Raw genomic sequence first — 15,635 nt, forward strand, 5'->3', positions numbered from 1 at the left:
TCCACAATTTCTTGACATTAGTGTCGACACTCGTTGACACTAATGAGATGACGAATTCGGTAGATGGCACGGCCTCTGTTCCGGCTGACGATTCATCCGGCACGGGCGACCTGCGCGCCCTTGCCAACGCTGCAAGGCTCGACATGCTTCGGCTGCTGCGAGACCGCGAGTGGACTATGGCCGAGCTCGCGACCGAATTAGGGCTTCACAAGGGCAGCATTAGTTACCACTTGCGCGTGCTCGAGCATGCCAGCATTGTGCGCCAGGTTGGTGAGCGCACGGTTCGGGGCGGACGACAGCAACTCTGGGGGATCACGGCACCGTCCATTGACGGCGATCCTGATGGCAGCGAACCGGGTGCCCGACCCGCGGTGCTCCGGGCCTTGGCAACGCAGATGGAAGCAAGCCAGTCCCAGCGACTGTTCGTCTCGCAGGTGAGGTTGGATGCTGCTGGCAAAGAAGCCGCAGTCGCCCTGCTGGAGAGTGCACTGGCATCCATCCGGCAGCTGGAGGTCGACGGCGGAGATATTGTCTCGCTCGGCGCATTCACCTATTCGGTAGGCAGTCCGACGAGAAGCGAATAGTGTCCAGCGGGCAGAAGCAAGGGCGACCGTTCTGGGTCTTCTGGGGCGCCGTCACTGCGACCAACGTGGGCGACGGCATCCGTCTCGTCGCACTGCCCTTGCTGGCGACTCAAGTAACCGAGAACCCTACACTCATTGCGTTGGTGACCGTATTCACGTACGTGCCGGCGCTGCTCTTTGGGCAGGTTGCCGGAGTCTTCGTAGACCGGGTAAGGAAGCGACGGCTGATCGCGTTCTCTCAGGCGGGGCGCGCGGTCGTGTTGGCGGTCGTGGCGGTCGCGATAGCCCTTGAGGCGCTCGATATCCCGATGCTGTGCGCGGCCGCGTTCCTGTATGGGGTGGGGGAGGCGGTTTCGGATCCAGCATCACACGCGATCCTTCCCCGGTTGGTGGCTGCGGACAATCTGGGACGCGCGAACTCTGACCTGCAATCCGGCCAGATTGTCGGCGAGATGTTCGTCGGGCGGGCGCTGGGCGGGATTCTGTTCGCAGTGGCTCAACCACTGCCGATACTCGCGAACGTGCTGGTGCTGGCTGCCGCTTCCCTTGCGTTGGTGTCGCTGGGCGAAGTGGAGGGTGCGCCCGAAACTGCTGTGCCGCATCGAGTGCTTCGGCGAGGGCGCCTCCGGGATTTCTTCGAGGAGCTGGCCGAGGGGATTCGCGTAGTGATGCACTCTCGACTGCTTAGCGTCATGTCCTTACTCTTGGCGGTATGGGCAGGAGTGTCCGGAGCGTTTTGGGGAGTTGCCGCGATCTACGCGCTGCGCGACTTGCAATCTGGCGAGATCGGGTTCGGCATCATGCTGGCTCTGGCTGCAGTCGGCTCCTTAGCCGGTTCACGCATCGCGATTCAGGTCATTCGGGGACTAGGCGCGCCAGGCGCTGCAGCCATTTCCGTTTTCGTTAGCGGGGTCTCGATCATCGCCCTCACCTGGACACGTGACCTCTGGCTCGCATCGGTATTGCTTGCATTCAACGGTGCAGCCGTCACGGTGTGGAATGTGATGACCATCACCATCCGGCAGGCCACCGTCGAACCGCACATGCTAGGCCGTGTTAGCAGCACCTACCTAGTGCTGGCTCGTATCGCGCTTCCTGTGGGCGCTGGGCTCGCAGGGCTTTTGGCGACGGCTACCGATGCGCCGACTGTTTTTCTAGTGTTCGGCGGTGTCTTGTTGGTCATTTCGGCCCTGCTTCTGCCGATGCTGTGGAAGGCGTTTGCTGAATCATGGCCGCGAGGGCAGGCTTCGGCGAAGAAAATCGAAGACTACCCAAGCGCGTTCTCAACGCACGGATGAAGGTGCTTCGACTCGAGCGCGACTACCGCCTGCGAGGCTGCCGTAGCGAGTGCCCCATCCGTGTCGGCGCCCGACAGTGTTGCGTGCAGAAAGCCTGCGAAGAATGCGTCACCGGCACCGTTTGTGTCGCGGATTTCGGCAGGTACGGCATCCACTCGGTGGAGTCCATCGGCGTCGAGCGCCATAGCTCCCTCGGCACCTAGCGTGCACACGACCACCGTCGCTCCCGCGTTCACCCGATCGCGCATGAAAGGCAGCGGGTCCGGCATCCCATCGGCGTTCATGAAGAGGTGCGACGCTGCCTGAACGAACGGTTCGTGAAAATCTGACCGGCCGTCGTAATCGTGGAGATCGGTCCAAATAGGGATACCCGATGCCACAGCCTCGGGGAGAAGCGCTCGAGAGGTCTCCGATAGGTCCAGAACAAGCGCCTCCGCACCTTCGGCCAGCGCGCGAAACTGCGCGACATCCGGCTCGATGAAAGCGGGGGTCGACAGGTAGAGCGACACTCGCTCACCGGCCTTCGTCATCAGATTCAGATGGCGTTCACTGGCGCCGGGAACGGTGGCGCACAGCAGCTCAATCCCCGCCGATTCCAACACCGCGCGTAGCCGGATAGACGCCGCATCATCACCCGCCGCCGTAAGGCAGCTGACCCTTCGGCCCAACCCGGCTAGGTGCAGAGCCTTACCGGCGGAGGTGCCGCCGACAGTCTCGAAATCTTCTAGCGCAAACTGCATGTGCGGGCGAGGTTCGGGCAAGTGATCGAGATAGACGATGCTGTTCCACGACACGGGGCCAGAAATGAGGATGCGGTTCGGCATGGTCACACAGTACTGGCGCGAGCAGTGTTAGGTCGTGTGGCAGGTGATCGCGCACCAGTAGCAGCCGTTGACTTTCGGGTACTGGCTCTTCGCGGCAGTAACAGCATCGCTGCACGAGGCGAACTCGCCAAGATCGGTGCGATTGTCGACACTGGGCAGACAGCCTCGAGTCGAAGCTAAATCATGAACTTCGTGGTCGCCGGAGTTGGGCTGGGCGTTTTTATTTACGGTGAAGTAAGGCATGAGCTCCTCTTTTCCGTTGCACGTCATTGTGTGAGGAACAGAATACCGACCTATTCGGAGAGCGGCCAGATGTTTATGGTACCGTTCGGTACATAACGAGAGTTTGTTTCCGGGTCGCCCTCGCGACCCGTCCCCACAATAGGAAGGATCCCCACAATGGATCTCAACAACCGTCGCGGAATCATCACCGGAGCTGGCCAAGGAATTGGTCAGGCTATCGCCCTCGAATTCGCTGCCAAGGGTGCACACCTGCTGCTCGTTGGCCGCAAGGAAGCCACCCTGCAGGAGACTGCCGACCTCGTAAAAAACGCCGGTGGAACATCCGAAATTCTGGTTCAGGACCTCGGCCAGGCGGATGGCGCACAGAACGTTGCTGACGCCGTGAAGTCGTGGGACACCATTGACCTTCTCGTGAACAACGCCGGAAACGTGCGTGCCGGCCGACTCGAAGAGTCCACCGCAGCAGAAGCCACCGCGATGATCGACCTCAACCTCACCGCACCGGTGCTGCTTACGCAGGCACTGTTGCCGCAGCTTCGCACCAGCGGTTCTGCCAACGGAAGCCTCATCCTGAATATCTCGAGCGAGATCGCCCTTGTAGCGATGCCGTTCTACGCCGTCTATGCGGCCACCAAGTCTGGCCTCGCCGCGTTCGGTGAAGCGATGCGTCGCGAACTCCACGGCACTGGCGTGCACGTGGCCACGGTTTACCCCGGCGCCACCGACACCGAGATGATGAGCAGCCAGAACGCTGACTGGGAGCGCCGCCCCGTTTCTGACGTCGTCGCTCAGGTCATGACCGGACTTGCCTCAGACGAGCACGAGATCAACGCATCGGCACCCGACGGCCGCGGAATGCAGGAGCTCAACGCATCCAACCCCCTCGCCGTCGATGCCGCTATGGCACCAGGGCTTGCCGACATGGAAGCGGCAGTAAAGGACCACAACAGCATCTAGTCAGAAGCATCTAGCCAGAACCGTTTCGAGGGGTGCCGTATTTCTGGTGCCCCTCGAAACTCTGTCGGCGTAGCCGAGTGCTGGTCTAGACGAACGCGAACGCGCGCCCCGGCGCGCCGGTGCCGCGCGCAACCTTGAGCGGTGCGAACACGAAGTCTGCGCCACGGGTCGGCAGTGCGCCGAGGTGGCCGAGAGCTTCGATGAATACTGCACCGTTGCCGAGGCCCGCGAGGTGAACGCCGCCGCCGTCGTGCGCAGATCCCATGCTGGGGCCGTCGGTGCCGACACAGCGCACACCCTTGGAGATCAGGTAGTCGAGCGTTTCTGCGATCGGGGCGGGCCAGGCTGGACCTGTTTTGAGAATGACGCCGTTGTGCGCGTACGCGCGTCCGTCGAGGCCAGCGCGATAGTGCTTTTCATCCCAGCGGGCGCGAAACAGCACAATATCGCCAGCAGCGATCTCGCCGTGCTCCCGCTCGAAATCCCGGATGTGGTCTGCTGTGATCGCCGGGCTGACGCCGGGCGCCATCTCGGCATCCACCAAGAACTCGACGTCGATTACGACGGCGGGGCCCATCAACTGCTCCAGGGGAACATGTTCTGCAGTGATGTCGCCGACCTCGGATGCTCCGTCGATGCCGGTGTGGGAACCCGGCAGGAAGTGCGCAGGCGCATCCATATGGGTTCCCGTGTGCTCGTCAATGAGGAGCCACCGCGTTTGGTAGCTGCCGCAATGAGATTGCAGGTGTGCCTCGGTGGATCCGCCGTCTTCAAAGAAGTTGAACGTCTTCTGTTGATAGGGCATGTGGCCCGGCCACGTGCAGGGGAGTTCCTCTGCCAGAAGAAGGGTGAGATCAACAATTGTGCCGGTAGGGAAAGCCATGGGGCATCCGTTCTCTTCGGGGCCAGCGCTTACGCGGTGGCCATTACCTCGGTGAAGGACAGAATTCGTTCCTCGGTCGCTTCTTCTCTGGTGAGCTCGGTGACAATTGCGCCCTTGCTCATCACAAGCACGCGGTCAGAGAGCGCCAGCACTTCAGGCATCTCGGACGATACCATCAGCACCGCCATGCCTTGAGCGACAAGATCGTCAACCACACGGTAGAACTCGGCCCGAGCACCCACGTCGATTCCTCGCGTCGGTTCATCCAGAATCAGCAGATCCGGCTTCGACAGCAGCCACTTCGCCAACACAACTTTCTGCTGGTTACCGCCACTGAGCACACCCGCTTCTAGCCAGCTTCCGCCGATCTTGATGCGCAGATCATCGACCTGCTGGGCGACATCCGCGTCAAGTTTCTTGCGGTTAAGCCAAAACTTGCCGTGCTTCGCCAAATAGGAGAGCACCACATTGTCGTGAATGGTGAGCGCGGTGTGGAGACCAAGAGTCTTGCGGTCTTCAGAAACCATGGCAGCACCGGCGCGCACGGCTGCAAGCGGCGAGCGGATGACACCCGACGTGCCACCCAAAGCAACCGTTCCGCTCATGGCCGGGTCTGCACCGAAAATAGCGCGAATCAGCTCAGTGCGGCCGGAACCCACGAGCCCCGCGACACCCACAATTTCGCCGCGGCGAACCTGAAATGAGCACTCGGATGACGTGCCCTGAACGACAAGTTTGTCGACCGTGAGCACAGCTTCACCTGGAACCTGGATGGTACGTGCTTCGTGCATCTCCTTATCGAGCGCACGACCCACCATTGCCGCAATGAGATCGTCGGTACTGGTGGTGGCAGGATCAAACTCTCCGCGCGCTACGCCATCGCGAAGAACGAAGATGCGGTCAGCAACCGCATAAACCTCATCAAGACGGTGCGTGACGATGATGACCGAACGGCCATCTTCGCGAAGACGACGAATGAGCTGAAGCAGCGAATCTGTCTCGCGGCGGCCCAGAGCGGCGGAGGGCTCATCGAGAATGAAGAGTTGAGCATCCACCGAAAGTGAACGGATGATCTCGACGATCTGCTGCTGGGCCACACTCAGCTCAGACACCAGCGCTTCGGGATCAATACCGAAATCCATGTAGGCGTCAGCAATAGCGTGCGACGCCTGGTCAACCTGCGACTTGCGGCTCTTCCACCAACCCCAGCGGTACCCAGAGGGGCGAGTGAGAAACAAGTTCTCTGCCACAGTCATCTCAGGAATGAGATTGAACTCTTGCAGAACGATCGCAACACCGTGGTCGAGAGCGTCCTTAGTTGAGCGGAACAAGACTGGCTTGCCGTTCACGGAAACCGTGCCCTCATCCATCTCAGTCGCGCCAGCAAGAATCTTGCCGAGCGTTGACTTGCCGGCGCCATTCTCTCCGACCAGCGCGACGACCTCGCCCCGGCCGATGTCAAAGTTGACACCGGCCAGAGCGCGCGTGGCACCGTAGCTCTTCTGAATCCCCGAAGCTTCGAGGAGCGGAATGTTAACAGTCATGCCAGTTCTCGATGTCTATTCTTTGAAGACGGTGTCTTGTACTTGGTCTTCGATGGCGAGCACGTTCTCAGTCGTGACCAGGATCGTTTCTACGCTGATTTCTGCATCAACGCTTTCGCCATCCAAGAAGCTGCACGCGGCGGTGAATGCTTCTTGGCCCATCAGTACCGGCTGCTGCATTGCTGCAGCGGCTACGTCGCCCGCTTTGATGGATGCCAGAGTGTCAGGGCTGCCGTCGAAGCCGACAACGATGGGAGTTTCTGCTCCATCGATTGCGGTCAGCGCACCCTGAGTTGCTTCGTCGTGCTCAGTGAAGATACCGAGAAGGTCGGGGTGTCCGGCTAAGAGGTCCTGAGTGAAGCCGAGGCTTTCTGAACGGGTGTAATCAGCCGACTCGAGCAGGGGAACAATGGTGTAACCCGCTGCTTCGATCGGGCCCGAGAACCCTTCGGTGCGGTCCTTACCGTTTTGGCGAGTCTGCGAGATGCCGATGATGCCTACTTCGCCCTCGTCGAAGCCTGCTGCCTGAAGGGCTGCGACGAGTTCTTCGCCAGCGCCCTCCGCTGCAGCAACGTTGTCGGTCTTGATGAGTGAGACGTAATCGCCACTGTCCGTGCCGATGTCAGCGATGATGACCGGAACGCCGGCAGCAGAAGCTGCGTCGAGCACGGCTGGAGCCGAGGCTGTGTCGGTGGGCGACAAGATGATGGCGTCAACGCCAGCAGTGATCGCATCCTGAGCATTCTGAAGCTGCTTGCTTTGGCTGTTGTCTGAGTCATAGACCGTGACCTCAGCGCTAGCTTCTGCAGCTGCATCCTGGATGCCGACCGAAAGCGAACGCCAGAATGCGACGCTCGTGGCGGAGGTGATGTAGGCGACGTTCGAGGCCTCACACCCCGCAACCGTGAGCTCGGGGCTAGCACCGCTTGAGTCAGCTCCATCGATGGAACAGCCGGACAGCACCAGTGCTGACGCTGCCATTGCCGCTGCGGCGATGAAGGGTTTAGTTACACGCATGATTCTCCTTTGATATGTGTGTGTTGCTGTGTTTGTGCGGGTGAAAAATTAGCGTTTGCGAACGCGAACTACTCGGTCGAGAACGACGGCGAGGATAATGACGGTTCCCAACGCCGTGCCCTGCCAGAACGCATTGACGCCGATGATGTTGAGGCCGTTCTGAAGAACGCCGATCAAGAAGATTCCGATCAGGGTTCCGAGCACGCTGCCCTTGCCTCCCATGAGCGAAGCGCCGCCGATAACGACCGCCGCGATCGTGGTCAACTCGAAGCCGCTACCGGTGTTGGGGTCGATGGTGCCGAGCCTCGACGACTCGATCGTCATTGCCAAAGCGCAGAGCAGGCCAGTGACGGCGTAGGGGATCACCTGATAAAAGGAAACCCGAATACCCGACAGGCGAGCAGCCTCAGGGTTGGAGCCGATTGCATAGATGAAACGACCCGGCTTGCTTCGTGTCAAGAAGAAGTGAGCCGCAACATAAAGGACGACGAAGACGATGACATAAAACTTGATGCCGGCGATGTTTCCCTTGCCGAAGAATGCGAAGGCATCCGGCAGGTTGAAGATGGAACGGCCATCAGAAAGCACGTACGCCAGTGACGCAGTGATCGACATCATCCCGAGCGTCACAATGAATGGGGCGAGCTTGACGTAGGCGACGAGGATGCCGTTGACCAGCCCCGCTAAGAGGCCGACGAGCAACATCACGCTCACGCCAACGAGAACGCCAGCACTCGGCATAACCAAGCCGCCCACCACGATAGAAACTGCGGCGATGCCGCCGACCGACAAGTCAATGCCGCCGGTGAGAACCACCAACGTTTGACCGATCGCGATAATGCCGAGCACCATCACCTGCGACAGGATGTTCTGCATATTCGACGACGACAAGAAGCGCGGCTCAATGATCGTCAAGACAACAGCGAGCAGGACAAGTGCGCCCAACATTGCTGCCTCGATACGATACGTGGCCACAAACTTGCTCCACCCCGAGCGCGGCGTTCGCTGCTCGGCTACGGTCGCGGTCACGCTGACAGTCCAGCGGTTGGGTTGATGTTGAGAGTCATCATTGTCTCCAGGGTTGTGGCGAGCATCTTTTCGGGATTCGCCGTTTCTCTACAGTCGAGGGGGCGATCGGTGGCGGCTGACTAAACCAGTGGCTTAGCCCGCCAAAGTTTCGGCGAGGAGGCCGCGCAAGTGGCGTTGGTTTTCACCACACACGCTGATCGAATCGCCACCATAGTGCTCACATGTAAGAATTCCGCTGTATCCCAGCGAAACCGCGAGTTCTACTACCTCGCGGTAGTTGATGACGCCGTCACGCAACGTGCTCGGGGCAGTTGCGTAATACGAGTGGTCGACTGCCTCATCACGGGTGTAATTCTTGAGGTGCCAATAGTTGGCGTAGGGGAGTGTCTTGGCGTATGTCTCGCGCCAGTCCTCAACTTCGCGGTGGAGGCGAACCAGGTTGCCGACATCGGGGTTGATGCCCACGAGGTCGGTTCCGACATCCTCAACGAAACGCACAGCGCTGTCTGAAGAGCCAATGTAGGTGTCTTCATACATCTCGAGCGAAGTGATCATGCCGAGGTCTTGAGCGTGACGTGCGAGCTCTCGGATGCGAGTGACCGCAGTGTTCCACACCTCGGTATCGCCGACCGGGTCAATCGGCCCCTGACCATTCCAAAACCAGAGTGCTTCACGCTGAGCCTGATTGAACGGCTGGTGCAGCCCCGTTGAATAGACGCTGATACCCATCTCGGCCGCAGCCTCAATCGATGCGTGCTGGTAAGCCAAGTTTTCGGCTTCCTTGCCCGGCTCAATCACGCTGACACGCTGAATGTGAACCGACGGGATCTTCATTCCCAGTTCAGCCGCGATTGAGACCAGCTCAGTACGCTCGCTGCTGCTCAACAAAGCCGGCTTCAGCCACGCATCCGACAGCTCCACATTGGTGAAACCCTGGTTCGCAATCTTGGAGAGCTGCTTCCTCCAAAACTCTGGGCCAGCAGTCTGAGCCGGTGTTCCATCGCGTGTGGTGGTATCCAACCCCAGCATGCAGCTAGTGATGGGCCAAGTATCAGCGGTATATGCGGACACGTCATTGTCCTAACGTTTGTGGCGCGACCGTAGTCGGGCAAAAGTGCAGAAGGGAAAAGGGAACGGAGACCTCAGCGTCTGCTGAGGTGAGGCCGATCGTTAGTGAAGGTAAAGCCCGCCGTCGACGTTGAGCGTCTGGCCTGTGATGTAGCCAGTCTCTTCGCCAATGAGGAAGTGGATCGCTGCTGCGATATCGCGCGGCGTACCGATGCGGCTCGTGAGCAGATCTTGAGTGAGCTCGTCTTTGCGAGCATCCGAAAGCGTGCCACCCATGATGTCGGTGTCGATCGGGCCAGGCGAGATCGCGTTGACCGTGATGTTGAACCCGCCGAGTTCGCGAGCAACCGAGCGAGTGAGACCAATAACGCCGGCCTTCGATGCCGAGTAGGCAGTCTTGCTGAACGTGCCGCCACCGCGCTGAGCGGAGACCGACGAAATGTTGACGATGCGGCCGATGCGGTTGGCAACCAGAATGCGAGCCACACGCTGCGACACGTGGTGCACGCCGTCGAGGTTGATCGACATCACTCGCGACCACTCAGACGGAGTGACCTCAAGGTACGGCACGGGGGAGCTGACGCCCGCGATGTTGGCGAGGGCCACAATTTGCGGAAGGCCGGCTTCGAAGGAGGTGACAGCGGCATCCACAGACTCAGGGTCTGTCACGTTTGCGCCATAGCCGAGGGCCTTGACGCCGTAGGTGGATGCGATTTCTTCGGCTACTGCGACCGAGCTGTCGTGATCAACATCGATGATTCCGATGTTCCAGCCGCGCTCTGCGAGGTAGGACGCCGTGTAGCGACCGATTCCGCGGGGAGACACTGCTCCGGTGACGATTACGGTGCGTTCGGTGGGGAAATCCATATTGCCAACTCCTTTGTTGATTCTCGGGCTTATTCACCCGATGCATCTAATCGTAGATCATATAGCATCTTTCGAATTGCACGCAAGGTAGACAAGGTGCGGCTGGGGAAACAGCGGGCGGGCGCACCAGAAAGAGTGCACAGATGAGGTCCCCAAGGTGCCGGAGTAGGCGCCGAGAACGTGCAGGAGTGGGCGCGAGCGCGCAGAGCGGCGTTCTGAGCGAGGGCGCGCCAAACAGCGCGCGCGGAACCTGCCGACGTTCGAATCGGAGCTAGCTAGCGGACAGAGTCGTCGCGGGCGCGATCGCGCACTTTGAGGATGTGACTGCGCATGGCGGCTTCGACAGCCTCGGGGCCGTGGGGGAAGGCATCGAGGATGGCGCGGTGTTCTGCTGTGGCTTCTTCGGCGTCGCTCACACCCGTGGCAACGGTTTGACGCATCCGGTGCACTCGCGTGGAAATCGCTTCGGACATGTCGATTAAGAATGGGTTGTGGGTGTGCTCAAAAATGAGGTGGTGAAAGTTCCAGTCGGCGGCGAAGTAGTCGCGCAATAGTTCTAACGGGATCTCGCCAACGAGAGAGGCCTCGTGAACCGCAGCGGTGAGCTTGAGGTGTTGGGTGAGGGCCTTCTCAAGAACGGGGAGCAGCTTCTCGGGATTGCGCGCAGCAATTGCGGCAGACCCCGATTCCAAGACGAGCCGAGCATCGAAGAGTGCTTCGAGTTGGTCGGCGGCCAATGGTTCAGCAACGGTATAGCCCTTATTGGCTACTCGGGTGACGAGGCCCGTGCGTTCGAGTTGTACGAGGGCTTCTCGAACGGGAGTGGGGGAGACGCCAAGGTCTCGAGCAATGGTGTCAATAGAGAGGCGTGAGCCCGGTTCAACTCCGGGCCCCAGGAGCACGTCGAGCACGCAGTCATACACATGGTCACGCAATCCACGGCGCTCGATGGAGGGCGACGAGTTCGATGTGAACAGCGAATCTGTCGTCATTGGAGCCTTCCCTAGTGACCGGCCACGGCGGGACGGTCGGATGTGCGATCGGAAGCGATTCTACCTATTTCATCGAGGATCGATCGGATGGCGGCCGGATCGTGCGCAAATCTCCCCAGGAATAGGCCATCCACGGTGCCGGCAAGTTCGGTGAGCAATCCCGGGCCGGCGCTTCCCCCATAGATCACTGCGGAGCCTGGGTGGAGCTCCAAACGGGCGGCATATTCGCGAAGAAGAGTACAGACATCCTGAATGTGGCGGGCTGAAGCAGGCTCGGGCGCGCCAATAGCCCAGTGGGGTTCATAGGCGACGGTGATGGCGCCCCGATGGCCGTCGGCGTCAGCATCCATCAGTGCATTATCAAGCTGGCGGATGCACTCAGCTGCAGCCTCGGCGGCGGTCGACTGGTGGGCCTCTCCGATGCAGAGCACGGGCCGCAGATTATTGCGCAGAGCTGCCGCAGTCTTGGCGCGGACGATTGGATCGGTTTCGCCAAAAAGACGTCGCCGTTCCGCGTGGCCCACCTCGACCACCGTGCAACCGACCTCGGCAAGAACGCTGCCGCTCACCTCGCCGGTGAGGGCGCCAGCATCTTCCGTGCTCAGGTTTTGAGCACCAACTCGGGCAACGCCAGTGAGTATCTGATGCGCGGCGGGAATTGACGGGAACGTGGGAATAACGAATAGCTCGGCAGCGCCCGACAGCACGGCGTCGTGAGTGCGGGCGATTTCCGCCACGGCGGTGCACCACTCAACGGTGCGGTCATGGCTGAAGTACATTTTCAAGCTGACGCCAACCTGCACTGGCCTGACGCTCCCGAGACTAGACATGACTAAGCGTTCTCGTAGTCAGAGATCTCTTGCACCTTGTCGTTCGACGCGCTCGTCGTGTCGAACTCGTAGGTGAGCCACTCGCGAACATTGCGGCGCGCAAGCTCGATACCGACAACGCGCTGGCCCATGCACAAGATCTGCGCATCATTAGAGAGAATGCTTCGCTCCACCGAGAATGAATCGTGCGCGGTGACCGCACGGATGCCCGCAACCTTGTTGGCGGCGATCGCGACACCCAGACCGGTGCCACAGATCAGGATGGCGCGGTCAGCCTCACCAGCAGCCACGATTTCGGCGGCAGAGATGGCGACGCCAGGGTAGTTCTTTGACGCGTCCGCTGATACTCCAACGTCAACCACTGAACTGATCAACGGGTTGTTCTCCAGATCGTGCTTGATGATCTCTTTGTAGTCGAATCCGGCCTCGTCTGAGCCGATAACAACGCGCCATGGTGTGGACATAGTGTTTCTACTTTCTCTGCGATGGGTGGTAAAAAGGTGGTGGGAGTTAGGCGTCAGCGAGCTGCGTACCGAGCATCGTCACGATGAGCGACAGTGACACTGCTCCGGGGTCAGGGGTGCCGAGAGACTTCTCACCGTGGGAGCGAGCGCGCCCGAGCCCCGGCATCATGCCGCTAGTGCGTTCGGTAGCGAGAGTCGCTTGCCGCGCAGCCTCAGCCCAAGCGGAAGCGAGAAGATCGCCGGCCGCTACACGCTCGCGGAGCGAGGTCGCAAAAGGAACCAGCGCATCGACGAGAGTCTTGTCACCCACGGATGCTCCGCCGTATGCCATCACAGCATCGCTCGCAGCGCTTACCCCTGCGCTGACGGAGTCAGCCGTGATCTCGGCGGTATCGCCGAGGTGTTCCCCTACGCTCTTCAGGATTACGCCCCATAGAGCCCCCGAGGTTCCACCGGCGCGGTCAGACCATTCATCGGCCGCACGGTTGAGAAGGGATTGTGCACCAGCCCCACGCTCTGCAGCCTGTGTTGCGGCGGCTGCGGCAGCGTTCACGCCACGCTGCATGCCGATACCGTGATCGCCGTCGCCGGCAACGGCATCCAAGCGTCCGAGTTCGTCGGCGTTCTCGTCGATCAGGGTGCTCATGGCGGAGAGCATGGTGGCGATCGTGGCTGCTGCGGCTTGTGACTCTGCTGTCGACGCAGCAATAGCGTCGTCAGCCACCACCGAGTTGTCGCCTTCGACCGCAACAACGTTGCCCGATTGTGCGGAGCCGGTGCGGAAAGCGGGTGTGCTTGCTGGCGCGTTCCAGAGTTCTTCAAGTTCGTCATCGAGCCAGAACAGCGTGAGCGAGACTCCGGCCATGTCGAAGCTCGTGCAGAACTCGCCAACCTGCGGGTCAACGATGGTGATGCCGGCGGCCTCGAGCAACTCGGCGATGCGCGAGAACAAGACGAAGAGCTCTTCGTTCTTTACTGACCCCAAACCGTTGAGCACTGGAACCACACGAGCGCCCTGCGGAGCGACGCCGTCGGGAATTTCGGCCTCGGCGAGAAGTCGTTCCACGAACAGTTCAGAGAGCTCGTTCGCTGTGGGGACGTCGGTCTCTTCGAGGCCTGGTTCACCATGGATGCCGAGGCCAATAGCCATGCGGCCTTCCGGCACCGAAAACAGCGGCTCCGACGCGCCAGGGAGCGTGCATCCGGAGAATGCAACGCCCATGGTGCGAGTGCGTTCGTTGGCGAGAAGGGCGACGCGCTCAACATGGTCAAGGTCGTGTCCGGCTGCGGCTGCAGCGCCGGCGATTTTGAAGACGGTGAGGTCGCCGGCGATTCCTCGGCGCTTTGCTTTCTCCGTGGGCGGTGCGCTGAAAATGTCATCGGTGACGACGACTGAGCGGCACTCGATGCCTGCTGCACGCGCGGCGGCTTGGGCAGTGGAGAAGTGCATAACGTCGCCGGCGTAGTTTCCGTAGCTGAGGAGTACGCCTCGGCCCTGCTGGGTTGCTTGGATGACGGCTTCAACTTGGCGGGCAGAGGGTGAGGCAAAGAGGTTACCCATTGCTGCTCCATGCGCGAGTCCTGGCCCAACGAGTCCGGCGAAGGCGGGGTAGTGGCCGGAGCCACCGCCGATCACGACGGCTACTTCGGGGTTTTCAGAGCGGGTGGAGCGAGCCACACCTCCTGAAGTTTTGCGGACCCACTTGGTGTTGGCCCGGACGAATCCGTCGACCATCTCGTTGGCAAAGTCCGCTGGTTCGTTCCACAAACGGGTCATTGTTCTCGCTCCTCATCGTTGAGCTGCAGTTCTACGCAACCGCGCATTCAAAGATACTATAGGAAATAGGAAATGGAGCGAGCTCTCTTCCGCGCGCAACGACGAGCGGGCGAGGATTCGAGCGGGGGAGCTCCGGGGCGACTTGGCATTCTGAGTGCGCTGGGATATAGAACCGTACGGTAGTAAATCCCAGAATGCCGTGCTAGCGTCCCGAGCAGCACGAGAGTTTTTCTCCGGGTCGCTCTCGTGGCCCGTCCCCAGATTAGGAAGCGTCCCCACAATGGATCTCAACAACCGTCGCGGAATCATCACCGGAGCTGGCCAAGGAATTGGTCAGGCTATCGCCCTCGAATTCGCTGCCAAGGGTGCACACCTGCTGCTCGTTGGCCGCAAGGAAGCCACCCTGCAGGAGACTGCTGACCTCGTAAAGAACGCCGGTGGAACATCCGAAATTCTGGTTCAGGACCTCGGCCAGGCGGATGGCGCACAGAACGTCGCTGACGCCGTGAAGTCGTGGGACACCGTCGACCTTCTCGTGAACAACGCCGGAAACGTGCGTGCCGGCCGACTCGAAGAGTCCACCGCAGCAGAAGCCACCGCGATGATCGACCTCAACCTCACCGCACCGGTGCTGCTTACGCAGGCACTGTTGCCTCAGCTGCGCACCAGCGGTTCCGCCAACGGAAGCCTCATCCTGAACATCTCGAGCGAGATCGCCCTTGTCGCGATGCCGTTCTACGCTGTCTACGCCGCCACCAAGTCTGGTCTTGCTGCGTTCGGTGAAGCGATGCGTCGCGAACTGCACGGCACTGGCGTGCACGTGGCCACGGTTTACCCCGGCGCCACCGACACCGAGATGATGAGCAGCCAGAACGCTGATTGGGAGCGCCGCCCCGTTTCTGACGTCGTCGCTCAGGTCATGACCGGACTTGCCTCAGACGAGCACGAGATCAACGCATCGGCACCCGATGGCCGTGGAATGCAGGAGCTCAACGCATCCAACCCTCTCGCCGTCGACGCCGCTATGGCACCTGGGCTTGCCGACATGGAAGCGGCAGTAAAGGACCACAACAGCATCTAGTGCTGCTCGACTGATCAGGCTCGCAAGACTCCCAGAGCCCGCAAGACGCGCCCGATCAGCACAGCTCGTTCCACAGGCCGCCAGATTTCTGGCGGCCTGTGGAATATCCGGAGCCCCATTCGGCTTGTTCTCTTGGTAACCAACCGTCCCCGTACGACGTCGCGTCAGTAACTTCGC

At 60.6% G+C, this 15,635-nt stretch carries 16 protein-coding genes; 4 read left to right on the top strand and 12 right to left on the bottom strand.

Annotated features, from left to right (window positions below; translation table 11 throughout):
- The first annotated feature begins 47 nt into the window (after positions 1-47).
- Both ACWFSR_RS06175 and ACWFSR_RS06180 read left to right on the top strand, forming a co-directional pair.
- Positions 48-584, top strand: a complete 537-nt coding sequence (locus ACWFSR_RS06175; protein ID WP_447523342.1) for an ArsR/SmtB family transcription factor — start codon at positions 48-50, stop codon at positions 582-584.
- Positions 584-1,882 carry an MFS transporter gene (locus ACWFSR_RS06180; protein WP_197105436.1) on the top strand — a complete coding sequence of 433 codons (1,299 nt, stop codon included), beginning with the start codon at positions 584-586 and terminating at the stop codon, positions 1,880-1,882. Before ACWFSR_RS06175 ends, ACWFSR_RS06180 begins: the two co-directional genes overlap by 1 nt.
- On the opposite strand, the gene ACWFSR_RS06185 is transcribed toward ACWFSR_RS06180, so the two are convergent.
- Together ACWFSR_RS06185 and ACWFSR_RS06190 are read right to left on the bottom strand one after the other, a co-directional pair.
- Positions 1,852-2,706 (bottom strand): carbohydrate kinase family protein, encoded by an 855-nt coding sequence (locus ACWFSR_RS06185; protein ID WP_447523343.1) that lies wholly within the window; start codon positions 2,704-2,706, stop codon positions 1,852-1,854. The two genes, ACWFSR_RS06180 and ACWFSR_RS06185, sit on opposite strands and share 31 nt — an antisense overlap.
- Positions 2,707-2,733: 27 nt before the next feature.
- A complete protein-coding gene (locus tag ACWFSR_RS06190; protein WP_447523344.1) occupies positions 2,734-2,949 on the bottom strand; it encodes a hypothetical protein in 216 nt (71 codons plus the stop codon).
- Between the two features lie 156 nt (positions 2,950-3,105).
- Between ACWFSR_RS06190 and ACWFSR_RS06195 the strand changes: the two genes are divergently transcribed.
- Complete coding sequence (locus ACWFSR_RS06195) at positions 3,106-3,906, top strand: SDR family NAD(P)-dependent oxidoreductase (RefSeq protein WP_197110047.1); 801 nt, start codon at positions 3,106-3,108, stop codon at positions 3,904-3,906.
- An 85-nt stretch (positions 3,907-3,991) separates the two neighbouring features.
- On the opposite strand, the gene ACWFSR_RS06200 is transcribed toward ACWFSR_RS06195, so the two are convergent.
- The 10 genes from ACWFSR_RS06200 to ACWFSR_RS06245 form a co-directional block, all read right to left on the bottom strand.
- Positions 3,992-4,789, bottom strand: coding sequence for a cyclase family protein (locus tag ACWFSR_RS06200; RefSeq protein ID WP_447523345.1), 798 nt, complete (start codon positions 4,787-4,789; stop codon positions 3,992-3,994).
- A gap of 29 nt (positions 4,790-4,818) precedes the next feature.
- The gene (locus tag ACWFSR_RS06205) at positions 4,819-6,333 is read right to left on the bottom strand and encodes a sugar ABC transporter ATP-binding protein (RefSeq protein ID WP_447523346.1); all 1,515 of its coding nucleotides are present in this window, start codon (positions 6,331-6,333) and stop codon (positions 4,819-4,821) included.
- A 15-nt stretch (positions 6,334-6,348) separates the two neighbouring features.
- Positions 6,349-7,350: a substrate-binding domain-containing protein gene (locus tag ACWFSR_RS06210; protein ID WP_447523347.1), complete on the bottom strand. Its 1,002-nt coding sequence runs from the start codon at positions 7,348-7,350 to the stop codon at positions 6,349-6,351.
- Between the two features lie 48 nt (positions 7,351-7,398).
- Positions 7,399-8,379, bottom strand: coding sequence for an ABC transporter permease (locus tag ACWFSR_RS06215; protein WP_447523348.1), 981 nt, complete (start codon positions 8,377-8,379; stop codon positions 7,399-7,401).
- A gap of 132 nt (positions 8,380-8,511) precedes the next feature.
- Positions 8,512-9,450: a sugar phosphate isomerase/epimerase family protein gene (locus tag ACWFSR_RS06220; protein ID WP_447523349.1), complete on the bottom strand. Its 939-nt coding sequence runs from the start codon at positions 9,448-9,450 to the stop codon at positions 8,512-8,514.
- A 99-nt stretch (positions 9,451-9,549) separates the two neighbouring features.
- Entirely contained in the window at positions 9,550-10,314 is a 765-nt protein-coding gene (locus ACWFSR_RS06225) for an SDR family NAD(P)-dependent oxidoreductase (RefSeq protein WP_447523350.1), read from the bottom strand.
- Between the two features lie 275 nt (positions 10,315-10,589).
- A complete protein-coding gene (locus ACWFSR_RS06230) occupies positions 10,590-11,306 on the bottom strand; it encodes a GntR family transcriptional regulator (RefSeq protein ID WP_447523351.1) in 717 nt (238 codons plus the stop codon).
- An 11-nt stretch (positions 11,307-11,317) separates the two neighbouring features.
- Positions 11,318-12,136 (bottom strand): triose-phosphate isomerase family protein, encoded by an 819-nt coding sequence (locus ACWFSR_RS06235; RefSeq protein ID WP_447523352.1) that lies wholly within the window; start codon positions 12,134-12,136, stop codon positions 11,318-11,320.
- 2 nt (positions 12,137-12,138) lie between these two features.
- Complete coding sequence (locus tag ACWFSR_RS06240) at positions 12,139-12,600, bottom strand: ribose-5-phosphate isomerase (RefSeq protein ID WP_447523353.1); 462 nt, start codon at positions 12,598-12,600, stop codon at positions 12,139-12,141.
- A gap of 46 nt (positions 12,601-12,646) precedes the next feature.
- Positions 12,647-14,377 carry a dihydroxyacetone kinase family protein gene (locus tag ACWFSR_RS06245; RefSeq protein WP_447523354.1) on the bottom strand — a complete coding sequence of 577 codons (1,731 nt, stop codon included), beginning with the start codon at positions 14,375-14,377 and terminating at the stop codon, positions 12,647-12,649.
- A gap of 280 nt (positions 14,378-14,657) precedes the next feature.
- On the opposite strand from ACWFSR_RS06245, the gene ACWFSR_RS06250 reads away from it, so the two are divergent.
- Positions 14,658-15,458, top strand: a complete 801-nt coding sequence (locus ACWFSR_RS06250) for an SDR family NAD(P)-dependent oxidoreductase (RefSeq protein WP_447523355.1) — start codon at positions 14,658-14,660, stop codon at positions 15,456-15,458.
- Positions 15,459-15,635: the final 177 nt, after the last annotated feature.

The organism is Salinibacterium sp. NYA9b (genome assembly GCF_976973725.1).

Bases quoted from the DNA above. Each gene is read 5' to 3' on its own strand.
- ACWFSR_RS06200 (WP_447523345.1), bottom strand. From the start codon at position 4,789: ATGGCTTTCCCTACCGGCACAATTGTTGATCTCACCCTTCTTCTGGCA.
- ACWFSR_RS06210 (WP_447523347.1), bottom strand. From the start codon at position 7,350: ATGCGTGTAACTAAACCCTTCATCGCCGCAGCGGCAATGGCAGCGTCA.
- ACWFSR_RS06190 (WP_447523344.1), bottom strand. From the start codon at position 2,949: ATGCCTTACTTCACCGTAAATAAAAACGCCCAGCCCAACTCCGGCGAC.
- ACWFSR_RS06240 (WP_447523353.1), bottom strand. From the start codon at position 12,600: ATGTCCACACCATGGCGCGTTGTTATCGGCTCAGACGAGGCCGGATTC.
- ACWFSR_RS06195 (WP_197110047.1), top strand. From the start codon at position 3,106: ATGGATCTCAACAACCGTCGCGGAATCATCACCGGAGCTGGCCAAGGA.
- ACWFSR_RS06250 (WP_447523355.1), top strand. From the start codon at position 14,658: ATGGATCTCAACAACCGTCGCGGAATCATCACCGGAGCTGGCCAAGGA.
- ACWFSR_RS06175 (WP_447523342.1), top strand. From the start codon at position 48: ATGACGAATTCGGTAGATGGCACGGCCTCTGTTCCGGCTGACGATTCA.
- ACWFSR_RS06230 (WP_447523351.1), bottom strand. From the start codon at position 11,306: ATGACGACAGATTCGCTGTTCACATCGAACTCGTCGCCCTCCATCGAG.
- ACWFSR_RS06205 (WP_447523346.1), bottom strand. From the start codon at position 6,333: ATGACTGTTAACATTCCGCTCCTCGAAGCTTCGGGGATTCAGAAGAGC.
- ACWFSR_RS06185 (WP_447523343.1), bottom strand. From the start codon at position 2,706: ATGCCGAACCGCATCCTCATTTCTGGCCCCGTGTCGTGGAACAGCATC.
- ACWFSR_RS06235 (WP_447523352.1), bottom strand. From the start codon at position 12,136: ATGTCTAGTCTCGGGAGCGTCAGGCCAGTGCAGGTTGGCGTCAGCTTG.
- ACWFSR_RS06225 (WP_447523350.1), bottom strand. From the start codon at position 10,314: ATGGATTTCCCCACCGAACGCACCGTAATCGTCACCGGAGCAGTGTCT.
- ACWFSR_RS06245 (WP_447523354.1), bottom strand. From the start codon at position 14,377: ATGACCCGTTTGTGGAACGAACCAGCGGACTTTGCCAACGAGATGGTC.